At 68.0% G+C, this 25,884-nt stretch carries 26 protein-coding genes and 1 pseudogene; 21 read left to right on the top strand and 6 right to left on the bottom strand.

Going from position 1 to position 25,884, the window contains the following annotated elements:
* Positions 1-161 precede the first annotated feature (161 nt).
* The gene (locus tag C1I95_RS02655) at positions 162-602 is read left to right on the top strand and encodes a hypothetical protein (protein ID WP_111212134.1); all 441 of its coding nucleotides are present in this window, start codon (positions 162-164) and stop codon (positions 600-602) included.
* Positions 603-793: 191 nt separating this feature from the next.
* On the opposite strand, the gene C1I95_RS02660 is transcribed toward C1I95_RS02655, so the two are convergent.
* Positions 794-1,045: a hypothetical protein gene (locus tag C1I95_RS02660; protein WP_199523576.1), complete on the bottom strand. Its 252-nt coding sequence runs from the start codon at positions 1,043-1,045 to the stop codon at positions 794-796.
* 99 nt (positions 1,046-1,144) lie between these two features.
* On the opposite strand from C1I95_RS02660, the gene C1I95_RS36875 reads away from it, so the two are divergent.
* Both C1I95_RS36875 and C1I95_RS02665 read left to right on the top strand, forming a co-directional pair.
* A complete protein-coding gene (locus C1I95_RS36875; RefSeq protein WP_267900686.1) occupies positions 1,145-1,270 on the top strand; it encodes a hypothetical protein in 126 nt (41 codons plus the stop codon).
* Between the two features lie 9 nt (positions 1,271-1,279).
* Positions 1,280-1,888 carry a class I SAM-dependent methyltransferase gene (locus C1I95_RS02665; protein WP_199523577.1) on the top strand — a complete coding sequence of 203 codons (609 nt, stop codon included), beginning with the start codon at positions 1,280-1,282 and terminating at the stop codon, positions 1,886-1,888.
* 110 nt (positions 1,889-1,998) lie between these two features.
* On the opposite strand, the gene C1I95_RS02670 is transcribed toward C1I95_RS02665, so the two are convergent.
* A complete protein-coding gene (locus C1I95_RS02670; protein ID WP_111212136.1) occupies positions 1,999-3,078 on the bottom strand; it encodes an epoxide hydrolase family protein in 1,080 nt (359 codons plus the stop codon).
* Between the two features lie 113 nt (positions 3,079-3,191).
* Between C1I95_RS02670 and C1I95_RS02675 the strand changes: the two genes are divergently transcribed.
* On the top strand, positions 3,192-3,659 hold the full coding sequence (locus tag C1I95_RS02675) for a MarR family winged helix-turn-helix transcriptional regulator (RefSeq protein ID WP_111212137.1): 468 nt from the start codon (positions 3,192-3,194) through the stop codon (positions 3,657-3,659).
* A gap of 386 nt (positions 3,660-4,045) precedes the next feature.
* Here the strand turns inward: C1I95_RS02675 and C1I95_RS02680 are convergent, their stop codons facing one another.
* On the bottom strand, positions 4,046-5,251 hold the full coding sequence (locus C1I95_RS02680) for a DUF2786 domain-containing protein (protein WP_111212138.1): 1,206 nt from the start codon (positions 5,249-5,251) through the stop codon (positions 4,046-4,048).
* A 557-nt stretch (positions 5,252-5,808) separates the two neighbouring features.
* On the opposite strand from C1I95_RS02680, the gene C1I95_RS02685 reads away from it, so the two are divergent.
* From C1I95_RS02685 to C1I95_RS02740, 12 genes and pseudogenes are all read left to right on the top strand, one after another.
* On the top strand, positions 5,809-6,603 hold the full coding sequence (locus tag C1I95_RS02685) for a TetR/AcrR family transcriptional regulator (RefSeq protein WP_199523578.1): 795 nt from the start codon (positions 5,809-5,811) through the stop codon (positions 6,601-6,603).
* A complete protein-coding gene (locus C1I95_RS02690) occupies positions 6,600-7,373 on the top strand; it encodes an SDR family NAD(P)-dependent oxidoreductase (RefSeq protein WP_111212140.1) in 774 nt (257 codons plus the stop codon). Before C1I95_RS02685 ends, C1I95_RS02690 begins: the two co-directional genes overlap by 4 nt.
* Positions 7,370-8,248, top strand: coding sequence for an ABC transporter ATP-binding protein (locus C1I95_RS02695; RefSeq protein WP_111212141.1), 879 nt, complete (start codon positions 7,370-7,372; stop codon positions 8,246-8,248). The genes C1I95_RS02690 and C1I95_RS02695 overlap by 4 nt, the downstream gene beginning before the upstream one ends.
* Before the next feature lie 16 nt (positions 8,249-8,264).
* Complete coding sequence (locus tag C1I95_RS02700) at positions 8,265-9,005, top strand: ABC transporter permease (protein WP_111212142.1); 741 nt, start codon at positions 8,265-8,267, stop codon at positions 9,003-9,005.
* Between the two features lie 1,251 nt (positions 9,006-10,256).
* Positions 10,257-11,630 carry a hypothetical protein gene (locus C1I95_RS02705; RefSeq protein WP_146605620.1) on the top strand — a complete coding sequence of 458 codons (1,374 nt, stop codon included), beginning with the start codon at positions 10,257-10,259 and terminating at the stop codon, positions 11,628-11,630.
* A gap of 269 nt (positions 11,631-11,899) precedes the next feature.
* Positions 11,900-12,012 (top strand): annotated as a pseudogene (locus C1I95_RS02710) (VOC family protein); the annotation flags it as partial.
* A 51-nt stretch (positions 12,013-12,063) separates the two neighbouring features.
* Positions 12,064-12,834 (top strand): VOC family protein, encoded by a 771-nt coding sequence (locus tag C1I95_RS02715; RefSeq protein WP_111212144.1) that lies wholly within the window; start codon positions 12,064-12,066, stop codon positions 12,832-12,834.
* A 454-nt stretch (positions 12,835-13,288) separates the two neighbouring features.
* Positions 13,289-13,930 (top strand): DUF4291 domain-containing protein, encoded by a 642-nt coding sequence (locus C1I95_RS02720; RefSeq protein WP_111212145.1) that lies wholly within the window; start codon positions 13,289-13,291, stop codon positions 13,928-13,930.
* Between the two features lie 191 nt (positions 13,931-14,121).
* The gene (locus tag C1I95_RS02725; RefSeq protein WP_233513334.1) at positions 14,122-14,571 is read left to right on the top strand and encodes a hypothetical protein; all 450 of its coding nucleotides are present in this window, start codon (positions 14,122-14,124) and stop codon (positions 14,569-14,571) included.
* Between the two features lie 126 nt (positions 14,572-14,697).
* Positions 14,698-15,288, top strand: coding sequence for a DinB family protein (locus tag C1I95_RS02730; protein ID WP_111212146.1), 591 nt, complete (start codon positions 14,698-14,700; stop codon positions 15,286-15,288).
* A 193-nt stretch (positions 15,289-15,481) separates the two neighbouring features.
* Positions 15,482-16,237 (top strand): metallophosphoesterase, encoded by a 756-nt coding sequence (locus tag C1I95_RS02735; protein WP_111212147.1) that lies wholly within the window; start codon positions 15,482-15,484, stop codon positions 16,235-16,237.
* 104 nt (positions 16,238-16,341) lie between these two features.
* Entirely contained in the window at positions 16,342-16,680 is a 339-nt protein-coding gene (locus C1I95_RS02740; protein WP_233513335.1) for an Imm51 family immunity protein, read from the top strand.
* Between the two features lie 279 nt (positions 16,681-16,959).
* On the opposite strand, the gene C1I95_RS02745 is transcribed toward C1I95_RS02740, so the two are convergent.
* Both C1I95_RS02745 and C1I95_RS02750 read right to left on the bottom strand, forming a co-directional pair.
* Entirely contained in the window at positions 16,960-18,015 is a 1,056-nt protein-coding gene (locus C1I95_RS02745) for a hypothetical protein (protein WP_111212149.1), read from the bottom strand.
* Between the two features lie 234 nt (positions 18,016-18,249).
* A complete protein-coding gene (locus C1I95_RS02750) occupies positions 18,250-19,242 on the bottom strand; it encodes a hypothetical protein (RefSeq protein WP_111212150.1) in 993 nt (330 codons plus the stop codon).
* A gap of 328 nt (positions 19,243-19,570) precedes the next feature.
* On the opposite strand from C1I95_RS02750, the gene C1I95_RS02755 reads away from it, so the two are divergent.
* The 5 genes from C1I95_RS02755 (at position 19,571) to C1I95_RS36880 (ending at position 23,905) form a co-directional block, all read left to right on the top strand.
* A complete protein-coding gene (locus C1I95_RS02755; RefSeq protein ID WP_146605621.1) occupies positions 19,571-20,287 on the top strand; it encodes a hypothetical protein in 717 nt (238 codons plus the stop codon).
* A gap of 252 nt (positions 20,288-20,539) precedes the next feature.
* Entirely contained in the window at positions 20,540-20,788 is a 249-nt protein-coding gene (locus C1I95_RS37190) for a DUF4265 domain-containing protein (protein ID WP_158566264.1), read from the top strand.
* A gap of 315 nt (positions 20,789-21,103) precedes the next feature.
* Positions 21,104-23,113, top strand: coding sequence for a DUF8224 domain-containing phage-derived protein (locus tag C1I95_RS02765; protein WP_111212153.1), 2,010 nt, complete (start codon positions 21,104-21,106; stop codon positions 23,111-23,113).
* A gap of 31 nt (positions 23,114-23,144) precedes the next feature.
* Positions 23,145-23,540, top strand: a complete 396-nt coding sequence (locus C1I95_RS02770) for a hypothetical protein (RefSeq protein WP_111212154.1) — start codon at positions 23,145-23,147, stop codon at positions 23,538-23,540.
* 233 nt (positions 23,541-23,773) lie between these two features.
* Positions 23,774-23,905, top strand: a complete 132-nt coding sequence (locus tag C1I95_RS36880) for a hypothetical protein (protein WP_267900687.1) — start codon at positions 23,774-23,776, stop codon at positions 23,903-23,905.
* Positions 23,906-23,928: 23 nt separating this feature from the next.
* Here the strand turns inward: C1I95_RS36880 and C1I95_RS02775 are convergent, their stop codons facing one another.
* Positions 23,929-25,140, bottom strand: coding sequence for a hypothetical protein (locus C1I95_RS02775; RefSeq protein ID WP_111212155.1), 1,212 nt, complete (start codon positions 25,138-25,140; stop codon positions 23,929-23,931).
* Positions 25,141-25,884 lie beyond the last annotated feature (744 nt).

Below are 25,884 nucleotides of genomic sequence, written 5' to 3' on the forward strand. Positions count from 1 at the left end.
GCTCGGCGGCGACGAGCACGCCTAAGTACCGCACGCCTTCCGCAACTGCATCAAGGGTGGCGCCGGAGAGCGAATCTCCTGCACCCCCCTTCACCGGACTGGCGGCGCTCGTCGCGGCCGGGGCTGTCGTTCGCCGGGGGCTGACAGGCTAGTTTGCTCGGATGAGTCTCCTCGATGACGTCGCGAGGCGTGACAGCTGGCGATGCTGGGTGTGCGACGAGTTGGTCGACGCCGACATGTCGGTGAATGACCCGCGTGGTCCCAGCGTCGACAGCCGCACCGCCGACAAGAAGGCCAAGGTCGCGGAGCGGCTCGCGCATCGGGCCTGCAACACCCGCAAGGGCGCGGTCAAGGTGGTCATCGCGTGGCCGGACCGTCTGCACGTGGTGGAGCCGGCGCCGCTGATCGCCGTCGCCGAGCGGCTCGAACGCAAGGGTGGCCGCGAGTTGGTCGCCCGCTGTCCGAGCAAGAAGGACGCCCAGGAGGCGGCGGACTGGCTGGTCGATCGGTTCTCCCGGCTGGTGCCCGGACTGCCGGTGACCGCAAGCGTCGAAGCGGGCGGCGGACAGTACCTCGTCGCATTGGCCACCGGCCGCCGCTGACCGGTGGCCCTGGTCGGTGGGCCGCCGCCGACCCAGGGCAGCCCCGGACCCGAGCCACCACCAGATCCGCTCGCCACTCACGACCCCTGCCGCTCACAGTGCGTCGACGGCGGAGAGCGGCACGCGCGTTCTCAGCGGCAGAGTGCGCGCTTGACCTGCCCTAGATTCCGCCTGGCATCGTCGGTCTTCGCCTACCTGTTCGTCCGCAGCCAGCGGCGATGGGTGGCCCCGGCGATGCCGTGGACCAGCCGGGCCAGGTCCGCTGCTCCCTCGGCGTCGTCGGCGCAGCGCACCGTCGTGAGGATTGGCGCAACCTCGTCGAGTTCGACGCTCTCGCGCAGCAGCACGAATTGGAACACCAGGCCGAACAAACGTGCGTTGCCGTCGTCGTACGGGTGGTAGAACGCGACATCTAGGTAGGCCCGGGCCGCCCGTGCCGTCACCGGTGTATCTCGTTCGGCGGTCTGCCAGACATGAGGCGAACCGGTGCTCGGTGTCGGCGTGCAGCCCGTACCGTTCCCGGCCGTTCTTCGCGTGTGCCGGTGCCCGGCGGATCCGCGGGCGAGACCGGCGACACGATCGCGATGGCCGGTGCCGAGTCGACGCTGCGCGGAGGGCCACGACTCTGCGGAACCGTCGAAGACCACGAGGAGCAACGCCGGATCTAGGGTGTCGCTGTGAGCAATCAACCGGTACGCGATGCCTATTCGTCCATGTCAGAGCAGTACATCGCTCTGTTCGATGGTGGCTGGCAGGCCCACGTGGACGACACGGCCCTCGTCGGGGGCCACCTCGCCGCCCTGGAAGGCACGGTGCTCGATCTCGGTTGCGGCCCCGGCCATTGGACCGCCTACCTGCATTCGCTCGGCGTCGACGTGACCGGCATCGACCTGGTCCCTGAGTTCATCGACCACGCCCGAGCGAACTTCCCCGGGCCGGCGTTTCGGCTCGGCTCGATGACCGAACTGGACGTCCCCGACCATTCGGTGGCCGGCGTCCTCTCCTGGTACTCGACAATTCACCTGCCGCCCCAGGAATTGGACCACGTGCTCACCGAGTTCCGCCGGATGCTGACCCCGTCCGGGAGGTTGGTGATCGGCTTCTTCGACAGCGACGACGAGGTGGCCGAGTTCGACCACAAGATCCTCACGGCGTACCGCTGGCCGGTGGACGAGTTCTCCGCCCGCCTGGCGAAGGCCGGTTTCACCGAACTCCAGCGCCTGCAACAGCAGTTTCCGGACCGCCCGGACCGCAGGTACGCGGCGATCGCCGCAAGCGCCACCTGAGTCCGTTGCGCAGAGACCAGTATCTGGACGATGCTGGCGGTCCGGCCGGTCTCGATCATGGTCAAGGTATTCAAGGCGCGAGTCGAAAGTTCGACTAGCTAACGTTCGTGTCACTTGATGTGGGTACGGAAGAAGTCCCTGATGTCCTCGGCGAGCAGGTCCGGCACCTCCATCGCGGCGAAGTGGCCGCCGCGCTCGAACTCCGACCACTGCCTGATGTCGTACAGCCGCTCGGCCAGCGGTCGTACCGACAGTGTGATGTCGTGCGCGAACACCGCCACGCCGAGCGGCACCCGGCAGGGCTGCTGGCTCCCCCTGGGGGTGTCGTGGTGGAACCGGCCTGAGGAGGCTGCGGTCGCGGTCAGCCAGTACAGCGAGATGTCGGTGAGCATCCGATCGTCGCTGACCGGTGTGGCGGGGTCGGTCCACTGTGCGAAACGCTCGGCGATCCAGACCAACTGGCCGACCGGCGAGTCGGTCAACGCGTAGCCGATGGTCTGCGGGGTGAGCGCCGTCAGAGCCTGGTACGGCGGGCGGTTCGCCATCAGCTGCCTGACCTTGTCCAGTCGGGCCTCATCCGCTTCGGACACCTCGACGTCGGGGTCCGGCCGGGTCGGCAGGTAGTTGACGTGCACCCCGACAACGTGCTCGGGCGCGACCGCGCCGAGCCCGATGGAGATGCCCGCGCCGAAGTCGCCGCCCTGCGCGCCATAGCGCTCGTACCCGAGGCGGCGCATTAGCTCGGCCCAGGCCCGGGCGACCCGGACGGCGTCCCAGCCGCGCTCGTGGGTCGGCCCGGAGAACCCGAAGCCGGGGATGGACGGAATCACCAGGTGGAAGTCGCGCGACAGCGGCTCGATCACGTCGAGGAACTCCACGAACGAACCGGGCCAGCCGTGGGTGAGGATGAGCGCGAGCGCGTCCGGTTTCGAGGACCGGACGTGGACGAAGTGGATGTTCTGGCCGTCGATCTCGGTGGTGAAGTGCGGAAGCTCGTTGAGCTTGGCCTCGTGCTCGCGCCAGTCGTAGCCGGTGCGCCAGTATTCGGCCAGATCCTTGAGCCGCGCCAGCGGGAAGCCGTAGTCCCATCCGGCGTCTGCGACCTCGTTGGGCCAACGGGTGCGGGAGAGCCGGTCGGTCAGGTCGTCGAGGTCGGCCTGGGGGATGTCGATGCGGAACGGCTTGATCATGGTCTTGACTCCAGAGGGGCTCATTCGACACCCAATCGTTCGGGCAACCAACGTTTGATGTCCGAACGATATCGCAATCATTGGTGCTCCGAACGGTTCGTTAGACTTGTCACATGGAGAACCCACCCGAGAAGACGCCCGCGACCTGGGAAAGCCTGCCCACCTGGCTGCTCACCCAGACCGCCAGCCATGCGCAACGCCTGGTGGCCGAAGGGTTCTCGTCCGTCGGCGCCCGCGGCTACCACTACCGCCTGCTGGCGACGCTGGAGGAGTTCGGCCCGGCCAGCCAGGCCGCGCTGGGCCGCCGTAGCGGCATCCACCTCAGCGACATGGTGGCGGCGATCAACGAACTCACCGATCGCAAACTGGTCGAGCGTGCCCCGGACCCCGCCGATCGGCGGTGCAACATCATCTCGCTCACCGCCGCGGGCAAGCGGCAGCTGCGGCGACTGGAGAAGCGGCTGGCCGAAACCCAGGACGAACTGCTGGCTCCGCTGTCACCCGAGGAGCGACAGCGGCTGACCGAGCTGCTGTCCAGGCTGTTGGACCACCACAGCCGGCGAACCCGTACCCCCGAATAACCGCGGCGCTGACAGGGAAGCGCCCAAGAGTTCCTCGAAGGCCCGCGCGGGCCGCGAAGCCGTTGTCAGAGTTCTGGGTGGCCCACGTTCGCCCACTTCACCCGCAAGCCCTGTTCTCCCAGCCCAGGGCCATAGCTCAGAGCACACGAACCCCGCTTTGCGACCGGTGGTCGGCCACGGTGAACCACGCTGGCACCGGTTGACCCGGGTTAGCATCCGCTGGAGAGCGCACACCGCGCACATGATCCAGGATCATGAAACGCCGGGACTCAGCCGAGGTTCCAGATCAGCAGCAGGTACTGCACGGTCCATGCCTTGGGTACGGGCCACCGTCGGTGGCGCCTCTCGCGGACGGGTCGGAGCCGGGACGCCCGATCCGAGAGAAGTCAGCGACCCCGGCGTACCGGCCGGCGTGCCTGGGTGCCGACGTCGAGTGAGGCCCGGTCGGCGGCCGACGTGCCCGAGGTCCAGCCTTCGGCGTCGCGCGCCTGGAGCCGGTGCCGGGTGACACCGGGAAAGAGCTGGTCGACGCGCTCCCGGACGGCGTCCGAGCGGGCGGCGAGCACCGGGAGCAGCCGGTCGCCGCCGCGCTCCCCGGCCGCTTCCCGGCCCGCCTCCGCGGTCACCGCCTGCAGCCGCTCCCCGATTCGCACTGCGTACGCGTTGAGGAAGGACTCGTCGTAGCCCTTGGTCCGCCGGCCGCGGCCCGCGCGGCGCTCGCCCCGGCCACGCAGCATCGCCGCGGTGGCCTGCACCAGCAGCGAGGTGTGCAGCAGCTCGACCGCCGCCAGGTCGGCGGGGAAGCCGAGCACGGTGGCGAAGCCGAGGTCGTCGGACCAGACCGACTCGCACCGGTTCGCCGCCGCCACCTCCTGGATCAGCAGCGCCTTCGCCGCCGCGTACGGGGCGTCGGTGCCGAGCCGGAGGCCGCTGGGCCGATCCGGCCGCTCGGCGGTCGCGTCGAGCAGGGCGGCGTCGATGCTGTGCCGGGCCATCAGCTCCTGCGCCTTCCCGGTGAGCGCCTCCGCCTCGGCGGGGAAGGTGGTCGACTCGGCCTTGGCCAGCAGGGCGCGTACCCGGTCCAGCATCCGCGAGCCGGTGGCCGGCGCGGTGCTGCGCGGGGCGGCGGTCGGCCCGCCCGGCGGCGGGCGGAGCACCGCGATCGGCGGCAGCCCCTCGACCAGCCCGAGCGCGTCGACCGCGTCCCGCAACGCGGTGATCCGGTCGCCCCCGGCCCGGCGGTCCAGCCAGCCCGCGTCGCCGTCCCAGCCCGGGGCCAACTCGGCGAGCTGGTCGTCGAACCACTGCGGGACCGGGCCCGGCTGCGTCTGCCGCTGGGCGGCCAGCACGTCCCGGAGCATCCGCGCACCCCCGGTGGCCAGCCGCCGGGCCGCGATCCGGTCCAGGTCGACCGGCTGCCAGCCCCGCGGCCAGAGCCGCCCGACGCCCCGGAGCAGGCGGGCGAGCAGCGCCGCGTCCACCGCCAGTCCGTCGCTGACCACCAGCCGGTCGAGGGCGCGTTCGGCCGCCCTTACGTCGGTGCCGCGCGCCGCCGCGAGGGCGTCGGCGAGCAGCTGCTCGGCCTCCGGCACGGGGCCTCCTCTGCTCGGGGTGGTCCGGCGGGAGCGCCGTGATCCAGGCGGGTGCGATCGGTCGGGGCCTCGCCGCGGGCGGGTCAGCACAGGTCGCCGGCCCGGCGCGGCGGTGCTCGCACCCGAGGAGGAACAGTACCGGCGGGCCGGCTGCCGCCGCCCGTAAGCGCCCTCACCTCAGGCGGTCAAGGGCCCGGCCCCGCTGCGGTTCAGCGGGGAACGAGGCCCATGGGTTTCTTGGTGCCGCCGGTCACCACCTGACGGCGAGGGAGACCGACTGTGCCAGCAGCAGCCCGCGACCGCCCGAGTCGAGCGGGCTGGTCACGGGCGACGCACGGCCTGATATGGCCACTCGCCGTGGCCCGCGGCGGGCAGCCACCTCGATCCACCACCATCAGGTGGCTGCCCCACATCCGAGCAACTCACGACTCGGACCTTGCGCGCGCCGCCGCGAATACGCCGCAGCTGGGTCGCGTCGATCTCGTCGAGGGCCCGCTAGGCGGTGGTGTCCGAGGCGACCGGCCCGAACACCTCGTGCTAGCGGCGCAGGCACGCCGATGTCGCAGATTGCCTCGCCACCATCGGTGATCAGCCGCTTGAGGCCGGCCTCGGTCAGCTCGAACGTGCGGCGGCCGGGTCCGACGTGGCGCACGGCCATCCTGATCTGGCCGAGCTGGCAAGCCATTGGCAGAGGTGCTAAATTTTTGGCCATGGTGCCAAATACTGATCACGACGGCCAGTCACGCTCCTTCATCGAAGAGGCGCGGCGGGCCCAGATTGTGAACGCCGCCGTTGAGACCATCGCGGAGGTCGGCTACCACCGTGCGTCGATGGGCAGGATCGGCACCCGTGCGGGGATCAGCCGCGGACTGATCTCGTACCACTTCGCGGGGAAGTCCGAACTGATCGCCCAGGTCGTCACCACCGTCTACACCGATGCAGCAGCATTCATGACACCGATGATCGACGCCGAGACCACGCCGGCAGGCCAGCTGCGCGCCTACGTCAGCTCCAACCTGGAGTACATGCGCGCCCACCCGGCCCGGATGATCGCGCTCGTTGAGATTCTCACCGGCGGTGGCCTGGCTGACCTGCCCGACGCCGACCCAGCCGCATTCGACCGGCAAATGTTGTTGCCGCTGGAGCAACTGTTCGCGGCGGGGCAGGAATGCGGCGAATTCCGGGACTTCGACGTCACCGTCATGGCCCGGATCGTGCGCGGCGTGATCGACGCCGTACCCACCGCGCTGTCCCGCGATCCCGACCTCGACATCGACCGTTACCTGCGGGAAATCACCACCGCTATCGCCCACGCCACCCGGCCGGTCCCGTCCACCCCGGAGGAGACATGAGCCCCCTCGACGGCAAAGTCGCACTCGTCACCGGCGGAGCCAGCGGAATCGGTGCGGCCATCGCCCGCCGCTTCGCGTCTGGCGGCGCCCGCGTCGTCATCGCCGACGTCGATCCGGTTGGGGAGACGGTCGCCCGGGAGATTGCCGGCGCCTTCGTCCGTACCGACGTCGCCCGGCTGGCCGACAACATCGCCGCCGTCCGAACCGCGACCAAGCTCTTCGGCAGCCTCGACATCGCTGTGCTGAACGCCGGAATCGGTGAACAGGGCGGCTTCATCGAGGATTTCCGGCCCGAGCACTACCGCGACCTGGTCTCGGTCAATCTCGACGGGGTGGTCTACGGGCTGCACGCCGCACTGGAGATATTCACCGAACAGGGTTCCGGCGCGATCCTGGCCACCGCCAGCCTGGCCGGGTTGAGCGAGAGCCCGATGAACCCGCTCTACGCGGCCACCAAGCACGCCGTGATCGGGCTGGTCCGCTCGGTCGCACCGGTCGTGGCCGACCGGGGCGTCACCGTCAACGCGCTGTGTCCCACCTTCATCGACACCCCGATCCTGGGGGAGGCGATCCCGTTCATCAGCGACATGGGAGTGGCGGTCCTTTCGCCCGAACGGGTCGCCGAGGTCGCCGAACTGGTGCTGGCACGCGGCGGCACCGGACAGGCGTGGCCGGTCGTGCCGCACGGCGAGCCGGGCCCCTTTGCCTTCCCCGATATCCCGTCGATCATGTCCGACCCGAACCGACAGGTCCCGGAGGCCGCCTCATGACCCTCCTCGCCCGCGCACTCGACCTCACCCGCCGATACAACGACACGACCGCGCTGGACGGCGTGTCCCTGGATATCCCGGCCGGGCAGATCCTCGGATTGCTAGGCCCCAACGGTGCCGGAAAGTCCACACTGATCAACGTCATGACCGGCCTGCTGCGGCCCAGTTCCGGCAGTGTCGAACTGTGCGGCGGCGACCCGCGCAGCGAGTCGACGCGCAGCGTGATCGGCGTGACGCCGCAGGAGACCGGGCTTCCGGAGACCTGGCGGGTCGCCGAACTGGTGGACTTCGTCGCGGCGCACTTCCCCGATCCGGTGGACCGGGCCGAACTACTTGACCGCTTCGACCTCACCCCGCTGGCCGACCGGCAGGCCGGCGGCCTTTCCGGCGGACAACAGCGGCGGGTCGCGGTCGCGCTGGCCTTCGTCGGGCGGCCCCGGCTGGTGTTCCTGGACGAGCCCACCACCGGTCTCGACGTGGACGCCCGGCGGGCGCTGTGGGACGGCATCCGTTCCTTCCACGCCGACGGCGGAGCCGTCCTGCTGACCAGCCACTACATCGAGGAGGTGGAGGCGCTGGCCGACCGGGTCGTGGTGATGGACCACGGCCGGATCATCGCCGACGGCAGTGTCGCCGAGATCCGCAGCCAGGTCCGGCTCAAACGGGTCACACTGACCGACCCGATGCTGCCCGCGCTAAGCGGGGTCGCCTCGATCCAGCGAGACGCCGACCGCACCCATCTGCTCACCAACGACGCCACCGCGCTGGTCCGGGAACTGGTGACCTCCGGGGCCTCCTTTACCGACATCGAGATCGAATCCGCATCGCTGGAGGACGCCTTCCTGGCGATCACCGGCGCCCGGCGGACCACCTGACCCGAAGGGCCGTTCCATGTCCTCCTTGACCATGACCTACACCCGACGGAACCTCGCTGACACCATCCGGACGCCCACGATGTTCCTGACCGTGGCGCTGGTCCCGGTCGGAGTCATGGTGTTCTTCGTCGTACCGTTCATCGGGCAGGATGCGGTGGCGATCACCGCGGCCACCGCAACCCTGGTGGTGTTCGGGGTGCTCATGGCCTGCGTCGGCCACTTCAGCGTCGCGATCGCGGCGCAACGGGAATCGGTCTGGGGGCACTATCTGCGCACCCTGCCCGGCGGGATCGCGCCGCAGATGTTCGGCTACCTGCTGGTCGGGCTGACGGTCGTCGCCGCGGCGATCATCCCGATCCTGCTGGTGGCCGGACTGTTCACCGCCGCCTCGGCGCCGCCGTCACGGGTGCTGCTGGCGGCGGGGGCGCTGCTGATCACGGTGGTGACCTTCACCCTGCTGGGGCTGGCGATGGGCTACCTGATGTCGATGCGGGCGGCCGCCATCGCCAACAGCATCGGCTTCCTGCCGCTGGCGGTGGCCGGCGGAATGTTCTTCGACAAGGCGGAAACGCCGGAGATCATCGAGCAGATCGCACCCTTCGTACCCACCCGGGGCGCGACCGACCTGGTGCTGGTCGCGCTCACCGGGGAGTCCGTCGGGCCGCTGTCACTGGTGATGCTCGCAGTGTGGATCACGATCTTCGCCGGACTCACCGTCTGGGGCCACCGCCGCGATCAGGTCCGCCGGTTCGACTGAGGCCCCGCCCTCCCCCCTCGGGTGGAATGTCCCGCTGCGCGAGGCACAGTTCCAGCAGATCAGCGAAACCAAGCGAAGCTTCAGACCTCTTCAGACGGTGTCGGGCGAGTACGACCCGTCGGTCCTGTGACGGGATGCGCCCCATGACGAACCGCCGGTGCCGGTGTTGGAGATGCTGTGGGAGGCGCACGACCCGCACCACACGCTGAAGAGAATCTTCAGCAACCGATCACAGCAACGCCCCGCAGCGATCGGCACACGGGGTAGGACCGAAAAACCGCAGGCCATCGGCCCTGCGGACAAGGGCAGAGCAGGACGGTGGAGGTCGGCAAAGGGAAAAAGATCCTGTACGGCCGGCTTGACGTTAGTCTCGCCGCTTTTCGGCGACTACCTCCCGCCCCACGAAAAGTGGAGCGGCAACCGTTGCACTGGTTGGCATGGAAGGCGGCCACGGTGTCATGGAAGGAGACCAGCTCGTCTGACCGTGGATGAGGGGTGCCTGGTCGCCCAGCCGCGAGTGACGCTGCGACCAAACCACCTGCCTGAATCACCGCGGCTTGTCCCTCACGCCCCTGGTCCTCATTGCCGACAGACGTCCAGGCCGTGATGGACCACGAAAGCCGTCGACCACGCTCAACCTCTACACCCACCGGTCGGACGGACGAGATCGACGCATCCGCGACGCTTTCGCTGACTCATAGCTGACTCATGACCATGTCCGTCGATGCAGTCAGCAAGAGAGGCACCCTCTTCCGAGGGTGCCTCTGCTGCTTATTCGTGGTGGGCGATACTGGGATCGAACCAGTGACCTCTTCGGTGTGAAGCAGGACGCGGCACCGACTCTGACCTGCGGAAACACAAAGCCGCAGGTGGCGCCGGTGCCGTTGAGTGCTGTTCAGCGCCGTTGGACGCAGTTGACTGCCGTTCAGCGCACCCGTCTGCTCCCATCCCGCTCCCCGATCCCCCTGCCCACAGTGGCGTCAGATACGGATCACCGGGCGGCCAAGAGCCCGGTCGTCGAACGGTCGAACCCGACGGGCCAGTCGTAGCGGAACGCATCCGAGGGCTTCGTCACGGTGCCGCAGTACGAGTGATCGGTAGTGGCGTCGACTGGCCAGCGTGCGGGAAGCGGCATGAGAGTGAACACCTCGGACGTTAGGTCGACTACTTCGGCTTTCGCCGCCGGGCGGCCGTGCGGTTCACCGAGGACGAGGCCGTGGTGGAGTTGCCTGGTTCGTTGATGATGTATGGGTGTATCTGCGCCGTCCAGTCAGCTTCCGCGTGTTCGCGGTGGTTTTCGCGGCGTTGCTGGTGGGATTCGTCGGTTATCTGGTGAGCCTGCAGTTCACTGTCCGGGCCTCGGTGTCCGGGCGGCTGTGCACCGGCGTGATCTCGCTGATCGTCCTGCTCATGGTGGGCAGCTTTCTCTGGTACGGGTTGCAGCGGTTTCAGGTTGATGTCGACCGGGACGGCTGGACGGTGCGGATTGGCCGGTACCGACGTGATCTGCGGTGGGCCGAGATCTCAGCGGTGGTGATCGAGAACCGGGAGATTGAGGGGCGGGGTCATCGCCGGACGGTTCCCGCGCTCTACCTGGTACCAGACTCGGGCGTCAGCCTGGACGTTCCGAGTGACTTGCGGGCCACCGTGGACGGGCGACCGGCGGTGCGGCTGTTCGACCTGGCCGACCCGAAGATCGAGGAGAAGCAGTTCGTCAGCGACCTGGCGGGTCTGGCCGGTGACCGCCTTGAGGTTCGGGTCCACCGCCTCAACGTGATGCTGCTGAGCGAGGACGCCCGGCAACGGCTGAACGGTGGAAGAGCTCTCCCCGCCTTCCCGCCTGGAGCGGAGGGCGTGCGGACGCAGCGCTGGCTGAACCGGCGGCGCTTCCTGCTCTTCGTCGGCTGGTACCTGTTCGCCGTTGTCCCCGCGCTGCTGCTCACCGGCGTCACGGCCCGGCTGCACGAGCTGCTCGGCGCTGCGGTCGCGGTACTGGGCCTGTTCGCGGTCGTCGCCGCGTACGCCCAGTTCGTCACGCTGTTCAGCCATGCCATCGACCTCGTCGATGCCGAGGTGGCGATCGCCGGTACGGAGCTCGTTCGGGTGATCGGCGACCGCACTGACCGCGACGACATGCATGGCGGCAAAGTCGTGGTGCTGCCACCGGGGGCGAAACGCGGCTACGGCAAGGCGTGGCTGCTCGGGTTCCCGCACGCCGTGGCGCTACTCGGCGATCCGCGGACCGGACGGCTTCGCCACCACGACGACCTGCGCGCCCTGTCGGCAGTGCTACGCGAGTCGCCACATGCCACCGACCGGGCCGCCGCCCGGGACATCGACAGCCTCGCCGTGCAGTCGCAGGTCGGCGACCCGACGGAGCCAGACGGCGCCGAGAACGCCCGCCTGTGGATTTCGCTGACCAAAGCCGGCCGCATCCTGGCCTGGGCCGTCGTCGTGGGCTCCGTCCTGCTGGCCGGCGGCTGGATGCTCGAGAGCACCCACTACCTGGGCGGCGCGGTCATCCTCATCTGTGTGCCTCTGGCCACCGTGTGGGCGCTATACGCGCTGTACCGCATACTCTCGCTGCTCGGCGCAGCGTGGCAAGCAGTCCGGAAGAACCACTAACCAGCCCACCCCCGCAGTACCTCGGCGGCGAAGAGCTTCCCTTCGCTTGATCACGCTGGCGGGCGTTGCACCCGCAACCGCCCGCCAACTCGCCACGCCAGGGGCAGCAGCCAGCGACGCGGCCACCCGGCGCTGCGCCTTATAGGCGGCAGATCCGGCCGACGGTTCAGCTGACGATTCGCCCGATCAGCCCCGTACGACGCGCGAACGGTGCCACGATGCCGGCAGGGTGTGCCGGCGGTGGCCGCCCCCAGTCGAGAGGGGCCGACGTGAGCACCGTCCCGCCGGGCACGGCCTGCTGGGCCGACCTGGCCACCCCGGATCTCGCCGACGCACGGCGCTTCTACCCGGAGCTGTTCGGCTGGACCGGGCGAATCACGCTCGCCACCATCCCGCCGAGAGTTGCCCGAGCAGAGGAAGCGAAGACGAAGCCATGACAGATATTCCACCGGGGGCACCCGCCTGGGTCGACCTGGTCACCACCGACCTCCCCGGCGCGGCGCGCTTCTACGCGCCCTTGTTCGGCTGGGCCGTCGCCGAGGCGGACCGGCAACCCCCGGCTGACGGTCACCTCGTATTCCACCAGCAGGGCAAACCGGTGGCCGGTGCCGGGCTGGGAGCCGGCCCGCAACGGCCGCCTGCCTGGATGCCCTACCTGGCGACCGACGACGCCGAGAGGGCCTGCCAGCGAGTGACCGCCGCCGGCGGCCGGATCCTGACCGAGCCTTTCGACGTCCCCGGCTCCCGGCGGACGGCGCTCTTCGCCGATCCGGCCGGGGCGCCGTTCGGGGTATGGCAGTCGCTCGGCATGCCGGGGGCCGAGGTGTTCGACGTGCCCGGCTCGCTGACCTGGCCCGAGCTGACCACGCGGGAGTGGGACCGGGCGAAGGAGTTCTACGGGTCGGTGTTCGGCTGGACGGCGGACGACCAACCGATGGGCCCAATCACCTACACCACCTGGCAGCTGGATGGCCGCCCGGTCGCCGGGATGATGCCCATGATCGGCGAAGACTGGGGTGACCTCCCGTCGCACTGGATGGTCTACTTCGCGGTGTCGGACACCGACGCCGTCGCCGACGAGGCGCAACGGTTGGAGGGGGCGGTGTCCGTGCCGCCGACCGATCTGACGCGGGGCCGGTTCGCGGTGCTCACCGATCCACAGGGAGCGTTCTTCTCGATCCTCGGGGCTACCTTGCCAGCCTGACCAGACGCGGCTCCGGCCACACCGGCACCATCAGCGGCGTGGTCGCCGTCCACCACCCGCACGCCCGTCCGGTAGTGCTCGGCGATCAGATTCTCGGTGAATACCTCCCGGGTGGGCCCGCGGCGACCACCCGCCCGTCGAGCTGGTGGCTGGCTCCTACCAGCACAATCCACGCCACCGGCTGCTCACAGCGGCCGGATGGTTCCGGCTGCCGAGTGAGATTGAGGCGGCGCTACGAAGCCGCCTACGCGCCCGAGCCGAAGATCAGCCGGCGTGAGGAGGGCGCACTGTTCTCGGCTACTCCGGACGCCAGCGGCCGGCGCCGAGTCACGTTCGGTGACGAGCGCTTCGCGGCAGATGCGAATGCCGCCAGCAGGGTTCGGGTCGGCTTGGTGCTTGCGTTAGTGCGGAATCTGGGTGGAACGGTCGGGCTCTTATCGGTGAGGATCGGGGTGTGTCCGTTCCCGTCCGTCAGGTCCGTGCCCGCTACTCGGCCGACACCATCACCGTGTACCAGGCGTACCCGCCGCAGATCGCGTTGCCGGCGGTGTCAGCCGGCCGTTTCGTCGCCCCCTTCAAGCGGGATCGCATGACGTGGATCAAGCCCTCCTTCCTGTGGATGATGTACCGCTGCGGTTGGGCCACCAAGCCGGGGCAAGAACGAGTGCTGTCCATCGACATCACCCGGGAAGGGTTCGAGTGGGCGCTGGCGCGAGCCTGCCTGAGTCACTACGACCGGGACCTGCATGGCGACAAGACGACCTGGACGCGGCAGTTGAAGACCAGACCGGTCCGAGTGCAGTGGGACCCGGAGCGTTCACTGCGCATGCACGCGTTGCCCCACCGGTCGCTGCAGGTCGGCTTGTCCGCCGGGGCTGTCGACCGGTACGTAGATGACTGGATCGTCGCCGTCGAGGACATCACCCCCACAGTTCAGCGAGCCCGGGACCTGCTGCGCCGCGGTGACGAACAGGCAGCGGCAGCTCAGCTTCCCCTCGAGCACGCCTACCCGCTCCCGGAGCAGATCGTTGTCGGCCTCAACGCCAGCCCGGACCCCGCCACCGAGGAAGACCCCGAGCGACAACACAGAAAGTGACAGTCAATCGGAGAAGACGCGCTCCAGCCGCCATGTTTGCGGCAAATGAGCGCATTCATCGGCCGACTCGCCAGGGGCCGTCGGGTGCGTGCACCGGCCCTGACCGGGATTATGCATGCCGCGTGGCTGCTGTTCTTCTGCCCGATGTTCTTCGCGTGCCACCTCGAAGCCGTTTTGTCTACTCTGGTCGCATGGAAGCTCGGAAGATCAGCGTCTGGCGGAGCCGTTACAGCGTGACGGACCGAGGCCGAGAGATCACGGTGTGGGATCGCTCGGTGTGGAAGAGCGGTGGCGAGTTCGAGCTGGATGGGCAGCGTTTTCAGGTCCGCTCTAACGCCTGGGGCAACAAGTACACGATGGTCGACGACGCGGGGACTATGGTCGCCACAGCCGACCGGGTAGGCCGCAAGCGGTGGACCGTCGAGGCGGCCGGGCAGACCTACCATTTCCGGCGTAAGTCCTTCTGGGGCGAGGAGGAACTAATCCTCGGCGACACACGGGTGGGCTCGGTACGCAAGACCAGCTTCTGGCGCGGCGACGTCGCCATCGAACTGCCGGGCCTCGCGACAGCGTTGCAGCTCTTCGTGTTCGGTGTGGTCATCGGCATGTGGCACACGCAGGCCGCAGCGGCAGGAAGCTGAGCTGTTACATAGCGTGACAAGCGCTTCGCGGCTAGATGTGCGTATACCGGCCGGTCCAGCCGGGCGGTGATCTTGCAGGCAACGCCTCGCAGAAATGGCTCGGGCGCATAAGGAAGACTGGCAGGCATGGCTGATCTGGGCGACCCGAAGGCTGCGCTGCACCACTACCTCCAGGCGACTCGCGATAACCTGATCTGGAAGCTCGACGGGCTGAGCGAACGCGAGGCCAGACTGCCCCGCACCGCGACCGGCAACAACCTGCTGGGAGTCCTCAAGCACTGCCTCAATGTCGAAGCCGGCTACTTCGGGCCTGCCTTCGGGCGTGAGTTCCCGATGCCTGAGGAACTGGTCCCCATGCAGGCGTTCGAGGAGGACCCGCAGGCAGACTGGTACGCGCGGGAGGGCGAGACGAAGAATGGGCTGATCAACCTGTATCGCCGTGTCGGGGTGTTCGCGGATCAGACGATCGAACAGCTACCCCTTGACGCGCCAGGGCAGGTGCCGTGGTGGCGCCCAGGCGAAAGGGACGTGACGCTGCACAGGATCATCATCCACGTGACCACCGACCTCGCCCGTCACGCCGGTCACGCCGACATCATGCGCGAGCAGCACGACAGGGCGATCGGCTTGCGGCGGGAGAACTCTGGCGTCCCCCACGACTACGACTGGCCGGCGTACGTCACCAAGCTGACGAAGCTCGCTGACCGGTTCGGTTAGCCACCCCGGTCCCGTCGATACAGGCAGAGAGGCCAGTATCCGCTCATCGGCATGTCCGCAAGGGAACCGCACGGAGCCTGATCGACGCAGCGTGACCGGTGTGCCGAGGCCCCAGCGCGCGCGATCGGCGGCTAGATGAGCGCGTCCCGGTAGCGCGTCGTCGGCGGCTAGCATCGGGCGTGCGGAGGACGAGATGGCGAAGCTCGTGATCATTGGTGACGTCGGCGGATGTGTCGATCAACTGTCCCAGGCCGTGATGCCTGCGCTGGAGGATCCAGATGCCGTGGTGATTCAGGTCGGCGACCTGATCGATCGTGGCCCGGACAGCGCAGGCGTGCTCGCCTTCGTTCGGCACCGACTGGAGGACTCGCGGCGGTGGATCCAGCTCATCGGTAATCACGAGTCGCAGTACCTGGGTGCCGAGAAGTTCTGGCCACAGCGGCTGTCCGGCGAAGATGCCGCGCTCCTAAAGAACTGGTGGCTGCGGGATCGTCTGCGAGCCGCCGCCGCGATGCGCACCGGGGAAGGAGAGGAATTCCTGATCACCCACGCCGGTCTCACTGTCGATGCTTGGCGGAAGCTGGGTGAACCGGTCACCGCTGCCACCACTGCGGACCTGCTCAACACCCGCCCCGAGGACATCCTGTGGCACGAACGCGGACCGCTGTGGGCCGAAGCAGGCCCCGACCTGTACGACTCGTGGTTGCACTCCGCCGAACCACCGCCCTTCGGCCAGGTGCACGGACACTCCACCATCGTTGATTTCCGTCGCAGAGCGTGGCGGTGTGGCGAACGGATCCGCCAGCGAGCGGCAGTGGACTGGGACGCCCGCCACACGTTCACGCGGATCAGCATGAGCCGGTTCATCGGCGTCGACCCACAACACGGACGCGACGGCGCACCGCAATGGTCGCCGATGGTGTTCCATGACGCCACATTGCTCGTCTGACCTGCCGCCCACGAATCGTCCATCTCATAAGGCACCGTCGGGCATCCGCTCATCGGCTACGACCACGCGACCAGCGGCAGAGGCGGATGTGCCAGGATCGACCGGTGGACCCGATCGAGATCGAGACAACGGAGTCGGGCGGGTACAGCCTTTGGCTCGAGGCCGGCACCACCGACGTTGACGATGTGATCCGCGAACTCGGTCACGAGCCGAACGGCTACTTCTGGGAAGGCGTCGCCGAGCTGCTCGTTGCCTCTGAAGCAGCAAGCCTGGGAGGCCGATTCTCGTCCGATCCCGAAGCCGGGGCCTTCTGCGCCTATAGCGACGACCGCGCTGCGCTAGAGGACCTGGCGGCTCGGCTCCGCAAGGTCGCGACGGAGGAGACCCGAGTGCGGCAACTTGTTGATTTGGCGACTGCCACTGGCTTCGAGTTCGACGACTGATCACGCACAAAGGTCACCGGAGCGTCCTGCGGCTTTGAGTGGCTTCACGGATGTCGACCAGCCGAGCATGCGATCATCATTGGCCGGACAGGCGACGGCTGCCGAACCGGCGGGCGCGCACGACCGGCGGCAGATCAGTGCGCCTGATCTTGCATTTTGGCGCCCGGGTATCCATCGCCGATGGCACTGACGAGCGATGAACGCGAGCGTCTCCGTGGGTCAAACGCCCACGCGCGGACGAGGCCCGCCAGTCCCCACTGGGGGCCGCGCCGCGTCGAGTCAGTCCTCGTCGGCCAGCTGCCACAGGTGGAGGGTGGTCTGGTCCTTGGAGACCGTGTACCAGGCGCCCTGTCCTGCCGATCGGGGAGATCCCGAGACAGGAATGGGGTAGGTGATCCGGCCGCGTAGGGCCATCGTGCGTGGGTCGACAAGCCAGTGGCGGGGGACCTGCGCGTGGTACTCGGTGCCGACCACGGCGTTGTCGTCGTACGGGAACGCCGCCTCGTAGTCCCAGCAAACGCGGTCGTTGTCCTCGCTTGAGAGAGGCGGCACGGCTTCCTCGGCGTTCAGACGCCGCAGTTCCGTGCCGTCCTCGGCCCGGTGCAGGTAGAGGGACCACTGCCCGGGATCCGTGGTCAGGAAGTGCTCCCCGGACGGGTTCACGGCGAGGAGGACCTCCTCGTCGAACCGCTGGAAGGTGAGCTTCGCGCCATCGAAGTGTCCCCACAGCACGGGCGAGTCCTCTTCGCCCGCGAGGACAGTCAGTCCCATGTACGCCGGGTTCGGATGGGGGAAATGGATGGAGCCCGAGCCCACGGTCATCGTCTCGGCCCGGGTCAGCACCGTGCCGTCGGCGGGGTCGAGGATCAGCCATTCCTCCTCGACGTCGCGCCCCGCCCGATTACGGATGTGGGCCCACAGGAGCTTGCCGTCCGAGGAGAAGGCCACCGAGCCGCTGTCCGCGTGGGCGTGGTGGTAGTCGTCGGCATACTCGGAGAACGAGGCATGGGCCTCGGTGCACACGGCGGCGGACCAGCAACCGTGCCGGATCTCCCACCGTACGGCGCCGGTCGAATCCACGGCTCGTAACGCGTGGACGCCGGCGAACACGGCGAGATCACCCGTGGGAGAGACCGCCACCGAGCCGTACCGGTGTGGCCAGGGCGCGGGGAAGCGGACCCCTGTCCCCTCCCCGTCCAGGTCGCGGACGGCCAGCTCGGTGTCCCCACGCTGCACCAGCAGCCTGCGTCCGGGCCAGTGCAGCACCTGCGGGGCGTCCGCCGACCCGGGGTCGAGCGGAGCGGCCACGGTAGCGACAAGACGAGCAAAGGTCACGGAATCCTCCAGCGCGCGTGGGACGCGAAACAGGGAACCTGGAAGCGTCCACCATATGGGGAAAGACCGGCGGCATCGGGGGGCGACAACGCGACCGGGGGTCGACGGGCTCCGACCGGCTCCAGACGCGCTCACATCGGCAAGACCGTGTTTCGAGCACCACTGCACGAGCGTCACGCACGGTGACGCCTGGTCGGGGGCGCAGGCGATCAGTTTGGATGCCTGGGGGTAGACCTAGGCATCGATCTCATAGCGGTACCAACGCCGGCGATCGCCGTTTACCTGAAGCCAGAGCATCTCGTCACGGCCGACCTTTCCACGCGCCCAACCTGACGGTCGTCGGCCGTCTGGCAGCACCAGATGCTCGCGTTCCTTCTCGACCACGACCTCCCCGTCTCGGCGGGCTCGACGGATTTCCCAGCGGTACCGACCGCCCTCCCGGTGCTGGTCGAGGAAGGCGAAATCGGAGCCGGAGCCGGCCAGGCCAGCGCAGCGCGTGATGGTGTTCGGCGTAGCCGACCGAATACCATTCGCGTCGAGTTCGACCAGAGGAAAGTCAGGGTAGGGACAGGCATGAACGCGCTCCCGGCCGACGTTCAGCGCGTAGCAGTCGCACCAGGCCACTCCCGGGGTGTCGGATGACACCGTCCAGGGCTCGCCGCCCGTGCTGTCCCAGCGTGCCAGACCGAGCATGAACCCGTACGAGCGCGTGCCGTCTGGATTGGCGGACCAGTAGCTCGACTCGTCGAAGTAGCTGGTCCAGATGTTCCCGTGGGGATCGGTCACGAGTTGCTCGATGCCGTCGCCCGCATAGAACGATGCCCGGATCTGACCACGGCTGTCGAACACCCGAAGGTTCTCCGTGAGGTGAAGCTCATCCCGCTGCACCGGCTCCCCGTAGTGTTCATACGAGACACCCGGCGGATCGCAGCGGGCGGAGGCCAGCACGACACCGTCGCCGAGAGTGTCGATGTCGGAGAACCACAGATCAAGATCCTTCAGCGGGATCTCGTGAACCTCCGCGTCACCACAGATGAGGGCAGTCGCGTCGTAACGCGGCGGCGGACGAAGCTCGGAAAAGTGCGGGACAGGGACGAAACCTTGGCCGGGATCGGCGACCAGGGCGACGAGCCGGCCAAGATGATCGATGGTGGAGGCCAAGACCTCGAGATGGGCGTAACGGTCCGGAAGCATCGCGTCGAGCGCGAGCCGGCGGTCAGCGGCCATAAGCCTTTCTGGTTGTCATGCTCTGATGATCGCACATCGAATGCGTACCCCGGCGCGCCGATCGACAGCAGCCGGTATCCCCAAAGATCTGCCACCTTCAAGTGAACCACCGCCACCTCCGGGCTGGCGCCTGCCAGCACGACCACGCCCCGAGCGCCGCCGACCCTTCGTCCATACCGCGACGCCCGGTCATCGGCAGCTAGAGGGCAGCGGCCGGGCCGGGGTCACCTTCGGCGACAGGCGACTCGCGGCATGAGCGCACATCCGATCTTGCGGCCAGCCCCTCGCTGGGGCCGGAGGGCGCGTCGGTGCCCGCGATAATGTCCGCGTGTCAGGGAGCAAGGAGATCAACCGGTCGATCACGACGGCGGCCCGTTCTGCTTTACGTCCGCTTGGCCTTCGGCAGAAGGGGCGGTCGCGGGTGTGGTACGACGATCGTGCCTGGTGGTTGAGCATTGTGGAGTTTCAGCCGGGCCGTGGCCTGGGCACGTACCTCAACGTGGGTGCCATGTGGCTCTGGGCAAAGCGCGATCATTGGGCGTTTGATGAAGGCTCACGGTTGTACTGGCGCGATGACGGGTCCTTCGTCACCCGGCCGCCAGTCGGTGAACGTGGTTGGAGCCAACACGTCGACTTCTTGAAACCTGACCAGTTCTTCCGGGACGTCACCTTGACCGCTGGGGTTGCTGCCGGTCGGATCGTCGAACTCCGCGCGCAGTTTCCCCACGTCGGCGCCGTTGCCGAAAGCTTGACGTCCCGTGCCGCCAGGCCAGACGAGTCGCTCTTGTGGCATGCTTACCATGCCGGAACGGCGGCCGCCGTCTGCGGCGACGTGATGCCGGCCAGGCAGCATCTCACGCACGTGGTGTCAGCCGACCTAGCAGCAAGTTGGGAGCGCGCTCTGGCTGCGCAGGCGTCGGACCTACTGGGTCTCATGGACGATCGCGTCGCACTACACGAACGCCTGGTCCAGACGGTCAACCAGACCAGGAAACGGCTGAAGCTTCCGGTAGCGGCACTTGGTTACGACGAGATCGGATTCTGAGCCGACACGCGGACCTCGGCAGTTCGGGACGCTCTCGCACCGGTCAGGGAGCGCGAAGGTCTCCCCGTCGGCCGGCGCGTACGGACGGCGGCATGAGAGTGAAGCTGATCTTGTTCGTCCCATGCCTCTGGCCTTTCGGTGCGGCAAACTTGAGCGATGCCCTCGACAGGAGACGCCGTGGTCACACCGGCAGCAGCGGAACGGGTGCGGGTTTGGTTCCCGATGTCAGGTAGGCCGGCCTCAGCCCTCGGGATGCGCGCCGAGGCGCTCTCGCCGGACCGAGTCCGGCTGCCGTTTGCACCATGGGCCGCGCTGGATGCCGCCAAGGGTGACATTTTTCGTGTTCAGCGGGAAGAAGACGGACAGCTCTGGGTGCGAGAGAAACTCGAGGCATCCGGTTACTGCGCGATCCGGGTGATACTTGCCGCCGACAGTCCGCTCGGTCCACTCGATGTTGGTACCGAAGCCATGTGGCCCAGCGGTGTGCCCACGGCGGCATGAGCGCGCACCTGATCGAGCGCGCGTTCACACGGTCCCTCGGTGCGAGCCTGGCGTGCCTGAAAAGTGGTTCGACCACCCAGGCCTTCCGGTGCCCGGCAAGGCAACCACAGCGTGAGCCGGGGTGTACTCATCGGCGCCGCCGGCCAACTGGCGGAAACTGCTGACCGCCGGCCCGGCACCCCACCGCCGTACGCGCTCCGGTCGACTGGCCGCCGTCCACCGCCGCCCGTCTGTGGCCGTGCGGCCAGCCGGAAACGTGTTTCTCCGGTTGGCGTTCGCTCCGTAGGATCTCCGGCGATCAAGGGGGATGGAACGGTGGGCGATTTCCAGCAGTTCGTGACGGATGTGACTTCGCGTCTGTCCACGATGTCCAGGGGTGAGTTGTACGTCGTCGGCGACGGTCTCGACCGGGACTCACTCTGGCTCACCTTTCTCGATTCCTTCCCCGCCGGCACCAATCTGCGGTTCCGTGAGCGGTCCGAGTACGACTGCTCGACCTGCCGCGGTTTCATCAAGCACTTCGGCAACGTCGTTGAGATCCACGACGGGCGGGTCCGTACCGTCTGGTCCGGGGTGTCGGCCTCCGACCCGGTCTTCTCCGTCCTCGCCGCCGCTCTGGACGAGTTCGCTCTTTCGCTGCCGTTGTCCACCATCTTCCGGTCCACTCAGGCGCAGTACGGGACGAAGACCACCCGAACGCTGCGCGACGGCCAGGTCGAGGTGTGGCACCACCTACACGGCCGGGTGGAGAAGCGGCATCGCATCGAAGACGTCGGCGCGGCACAGGGCAACTTCGACGCCGCGGTGCAGGTCTTCCAGCGTGGCCTGGCCGAGCTGGCCCAGCACGCTCTGGACACCGTCGTCGACCTTATCGACGACAACGCCCTCTACCGCGGCACGGAGCATCGCCGGGCGGTGACCGAGTTCCGGTCGCTGCAGAACCAGTGGACGAAGGCGACCGACCGGCGGGCCTTCGTCTTCGCCAACGCCATGAACCCGGCGGCCCGGTTCCGCAACACGGTGATCGGCACCCTCGTCCAGGATCTCTGCGCGGGCGTCGACCTGGAGCAGGCGGTCCGGTCGTTCGAGACGAAGGTGGCGCCGCAGAATTACCAGCGCCCCACGGCGTTGATCACCCCGGCCATGGTCAAGGCCGCCATGAAGACCATCGACGAGTTGGGTATCGAGGAGTCGTTGCAGCGACGGCTCGCCCGGCTGTCCGATGTGTCGGTCACCAACGTGCTGTGGGTCGACAACGACACACAGTCGCGGATGAAGGACGGCATCGAAGGGCTGCTCATGCAGGCGGCCACCACCGGGTCGTCAGGTGCGCGCCTTCGTGACGCGAAGCCGGAGGAGATTCCCGTGGTCTCCTTCATGAAGGACATCCTGCCCGGTGCCGCGACCATCGACCTGTGGGTGGCCAACAGCCACGAACCGCACTTCGTCGTTCTCACCACCGGCCGGCATCCGGCCGCCCCGCGGCTGTTCACCTGGGACAACGATTTCGGCTGGTCCTACAACGGCAACGTCACCGACTCGATCAAGGAGAAGGTCAAGCGGGCCGGCGGCAACGTCACCGGCAAGCTGCGGGTGAGCCTGTCCTGGTTCAACCACGACGACCTCGACCTGCACGTGTACGAACCCGACGGCGACCACATCTGGTACCAGGAGAAGCGCAACAAGCTGGACGTCGACATGAACGCGGGCGGGACGCTCTCCCGCGAGCCGGTGGAGAACGTCACCTGGACCGACCGTGTCCCCGACGGTGAGTACCGGATCGAGGTGAACCAGTACCGCAAGCGGGACAGCACCCAGGTCGGCTTCGTGATCGAGACCGAGAGCAACGGAAAGATCGAGCATTACAGCCACGAGCGCGCGGTCGGCCACAAGGAGACCGTCGAGGTGGGCCGGATGACGGTTGCCGGCGGGGTGATCACCGCTTTCCGGCCGGGTAAGGACATGCAGCCGGGCAGTGCGGGCAAGGAGTTGTGGGGCATCACCACCGAACAGTTCGTACCGGTATCCACCATCATGTACTCGCCGAACTACTTCGACGACAACGAGGTCGGCAACCGCCACTACTTCTTCATCCTCAAGGGGTGCGTGAACGACCAGCCGACCCGGGGAATCTACAACGAGTTCCTCCGCGGCGACCTGCAACCGCACCGCAAGGTGTTCGAGGTTCTCGGCGACCGCACCAAGTGCGAGCCGTCCCCGGATCAGCTGTCCGGCCTCGGCTTCAGCTCCACGATCCGCAGCTCCGTGGTCGCCAAGGTGACCATGACCGGCGGCCGGCGCCGCCTCATCAGCATCCAGTTCTGATTCCCTGCCCAGACATCCGAAAGAGGCAACCGTGACCATTTTCGAGAAGGCCACGCGGGAGAAATTCCGCTACCCGTCTGCCAAGGGACTGCTGACCACGGAACAGCTGTGGGAGCTTCCGCTGACCGCCAAGTCCGGCTTCAGCCTCGATGACGTGGCCAAGGCAGTCAACGCCGAACTCAAGGCCATCGACACCGAGTCGTTCGTGGCCACCGAGACCAATCCGGCCAAGGCGACCTTGGAGACCAAGCTGGAGGTCGTCAAGCACGTCATCGCCATCCGCCTCTCGGAGGACCAGGCGGCGAAGGCAGCGGCGGCCAAGAAGCTGGAGAAGGAGAAGCTGCTGGCGGTCCTGGGCCGCAAGCAGGACGCGGTCCTGGAAAACCTGACCGAGGCAGAGCTGCTGGCCCGAATCAACAACCTGTAGCCCGCCGACAATCAGCGTCTGCCAGCAGGTCCGCACATCGCCGAGAAGTACGGTCGCCATGCAAGACCTGTGCGGCCAGGCCGGCACTCAACGGCCACTTCTCGGCGAACTCACATCGGTACAACAGCGACCGCGACGCCCTCTCATCGGCAGATCCGCGCCGCGAGCCCCGAGCGGTCACGTAACTCTTCGTAGCGCACGGATCGCGGCAGATCCGGGCGTCAAGATCGCCGTTGACGATCGTTGTGGTCCGGCTGGCGGCAGAAGTACCGGTGTGGATCGCCCGCCTGCCGGTGACGGCCGATGGCGAGTTGGCCGACCTCGTGTACGTGGACGTCGAGCTGAGTGCCGATCTTTCGGCGTAGTGACGCCGCCGGGGCATCGCGACTCAGGCAGGGTCGGCCTGAGCCAGGGCCCGCCACGAGGATCGGTCATTGGGCAGGCGAAGCCGCGAAAACGTCCCGTCCCAGGCTTGGGCGGCCCGCGATGCGAGGTAGCGGTCCTGAGGTGGCAGTGCCCGGAGATCACGCTCCCAGGCGGGATCGTGCTGGGCGACCGCCGCGGCGAGTCGGCGCTGCGCGGGCGTGGCCGCCGACGGCAGGCCATCCGGGAAGACCACACGCAGGTATGGCTCGCACAGCGCAGCCTCCGTCCGGTGCTCCTCGCCAACGTCGAGGTACGTCGCGCCATACGGCACGGACGCGATCGCCGCGGGTAGAAGGCGGTCGACGTCGCCGATGCCCCGGGCGAGCACGGCCGCCGCGTGCGGCAGGACCGTGAGCGCCATCATGCCCTCGAACGGCTGCATGTCGATGACGGCCGGATTCCGGGTCGCCTCCGCCAGCAGCATTGCGGTCGCCTCAGAATCGTCGGCAAGCGCCGGAGCGAGCGCGGCGCACACTCGCACGCCGGGGTGTGGGTCGCGCAGCCACTCTCGCGGTGCCCCGTCCAGTTCGCCAGCGCCCAGCAGCATGGAGGCGCGATGGTGCGGGTCGTCCGAGACGCACTCCGCTAAGTGGTACGCCAGCAGCCGAGGCCAATGCGCCACCAGATCGGGATGGCGGCTCAGCATCGCCGCGGCCGAGGCCGCATGGATGCGCAGGCGCGGCGCCGGGGCGACCAGCAGTGGCTCGACCGCCGCAAACACCTCGGGCAGCAGGTCGAAGCAGTCCGCGCGCGCCGCGGCCAGCAGCATCTCGCCTGGCGCGTCGGTCTCCGTCCATTCCAGAACGGAGCGGGGCTCGCGCAGGTACGCGGCCAGCCACTCCCGCACTTCGGGCTCGTCGCGCCCGGACGCCGCCACCCGGTCGACACCCGCGAGCGCGACACCGGCGACGTCGCGTAGGAACCATAGGGCTGCTTGGCGCAGGGTGGGGTCGTCGCCGCCGAATCCGGGCTCTCCGATCGTCCGGACAAGGTACCGCACGCCCTCGACCGTGGCCGGGGTCAGGCGCCCGCCGCAATAGAGCGCCGACGTCATGAATGAGTACGGCGCCCGCCAGAACGGCTCGTCAGGCTCCTGGGGACGGTCGTGACCCTGACGCAGGGCGTCGAGAAGGGCTTCGTCGTCAACGGACGGGCCGTAAGCGTGGAAGGGCACGGGTCAGCCTCACCGGGACGAGCGCCACAGCGGGCGGGTCATGCTGATGAACAGTAACAGCGCGAGAGCCAGCGCACCGCTCACGACAAGGACCGCGCGTCTAGCTCATCCGCCGCAACGGATCGCGCCAGACACCGTAGATAGGACGGAGATAGGAACAAGGTCAGGTACGCGCTCATCGGCATAGAAAGACGTCGTCCGCCTTTGAGGCGGAAGCCATCCGTGCTGACCTCTTCGGGCATGCCGAAGAGGTCACCGCGCAGGAAGCCCTGCTCAGAAGGTTGTCGGTGGGATTCGAGTCTCAGCTCCCGGGATCCAGACCGATGCCACCACGGCGGCATCCAGTGCCGTACGTCGATGCGGCATGGCCTTCGTGAATGACGTCAGCGGGTCTCAGGACGACAGCCGGCACCATCCAGACGGGGAGCAGTAAACGCTGACCACTTCGGTCTTCTCTGGGAGGTCACATCGACCTACGCGTCGACATCACCGCAGGCCAGGGCCCTCTGCTCAGTCCGACCTCGGTGGCACTTCGGACGCGGTGACCACTTCGCCAAGCTGCACCCAATCTGCACCCACTTGCAAGGCCTGAACGCCGACGAGGGCCTTACCGCTTTGACCTGCGAACACTCCCCTACCAGGCGACATAGAACGCCATCGACTGCCGGCCAGAACGGCCGAGCACTCCGCGGGAAGCAGGACGCGGCACCGACTCCGACCTGCGGAAACAGAGAACCGCAGGTG

It is taken from the genome of Micromonospora craterilacus (assembly GCF_003236315.1).
GTDB classification, from domain to species: domain Bacteria; phylum Actinomycetota; class Actinomycetes; order Mycobacteriales; family Micromonosporaceae; genus Micromonospora; species Micromonospora craterilacus.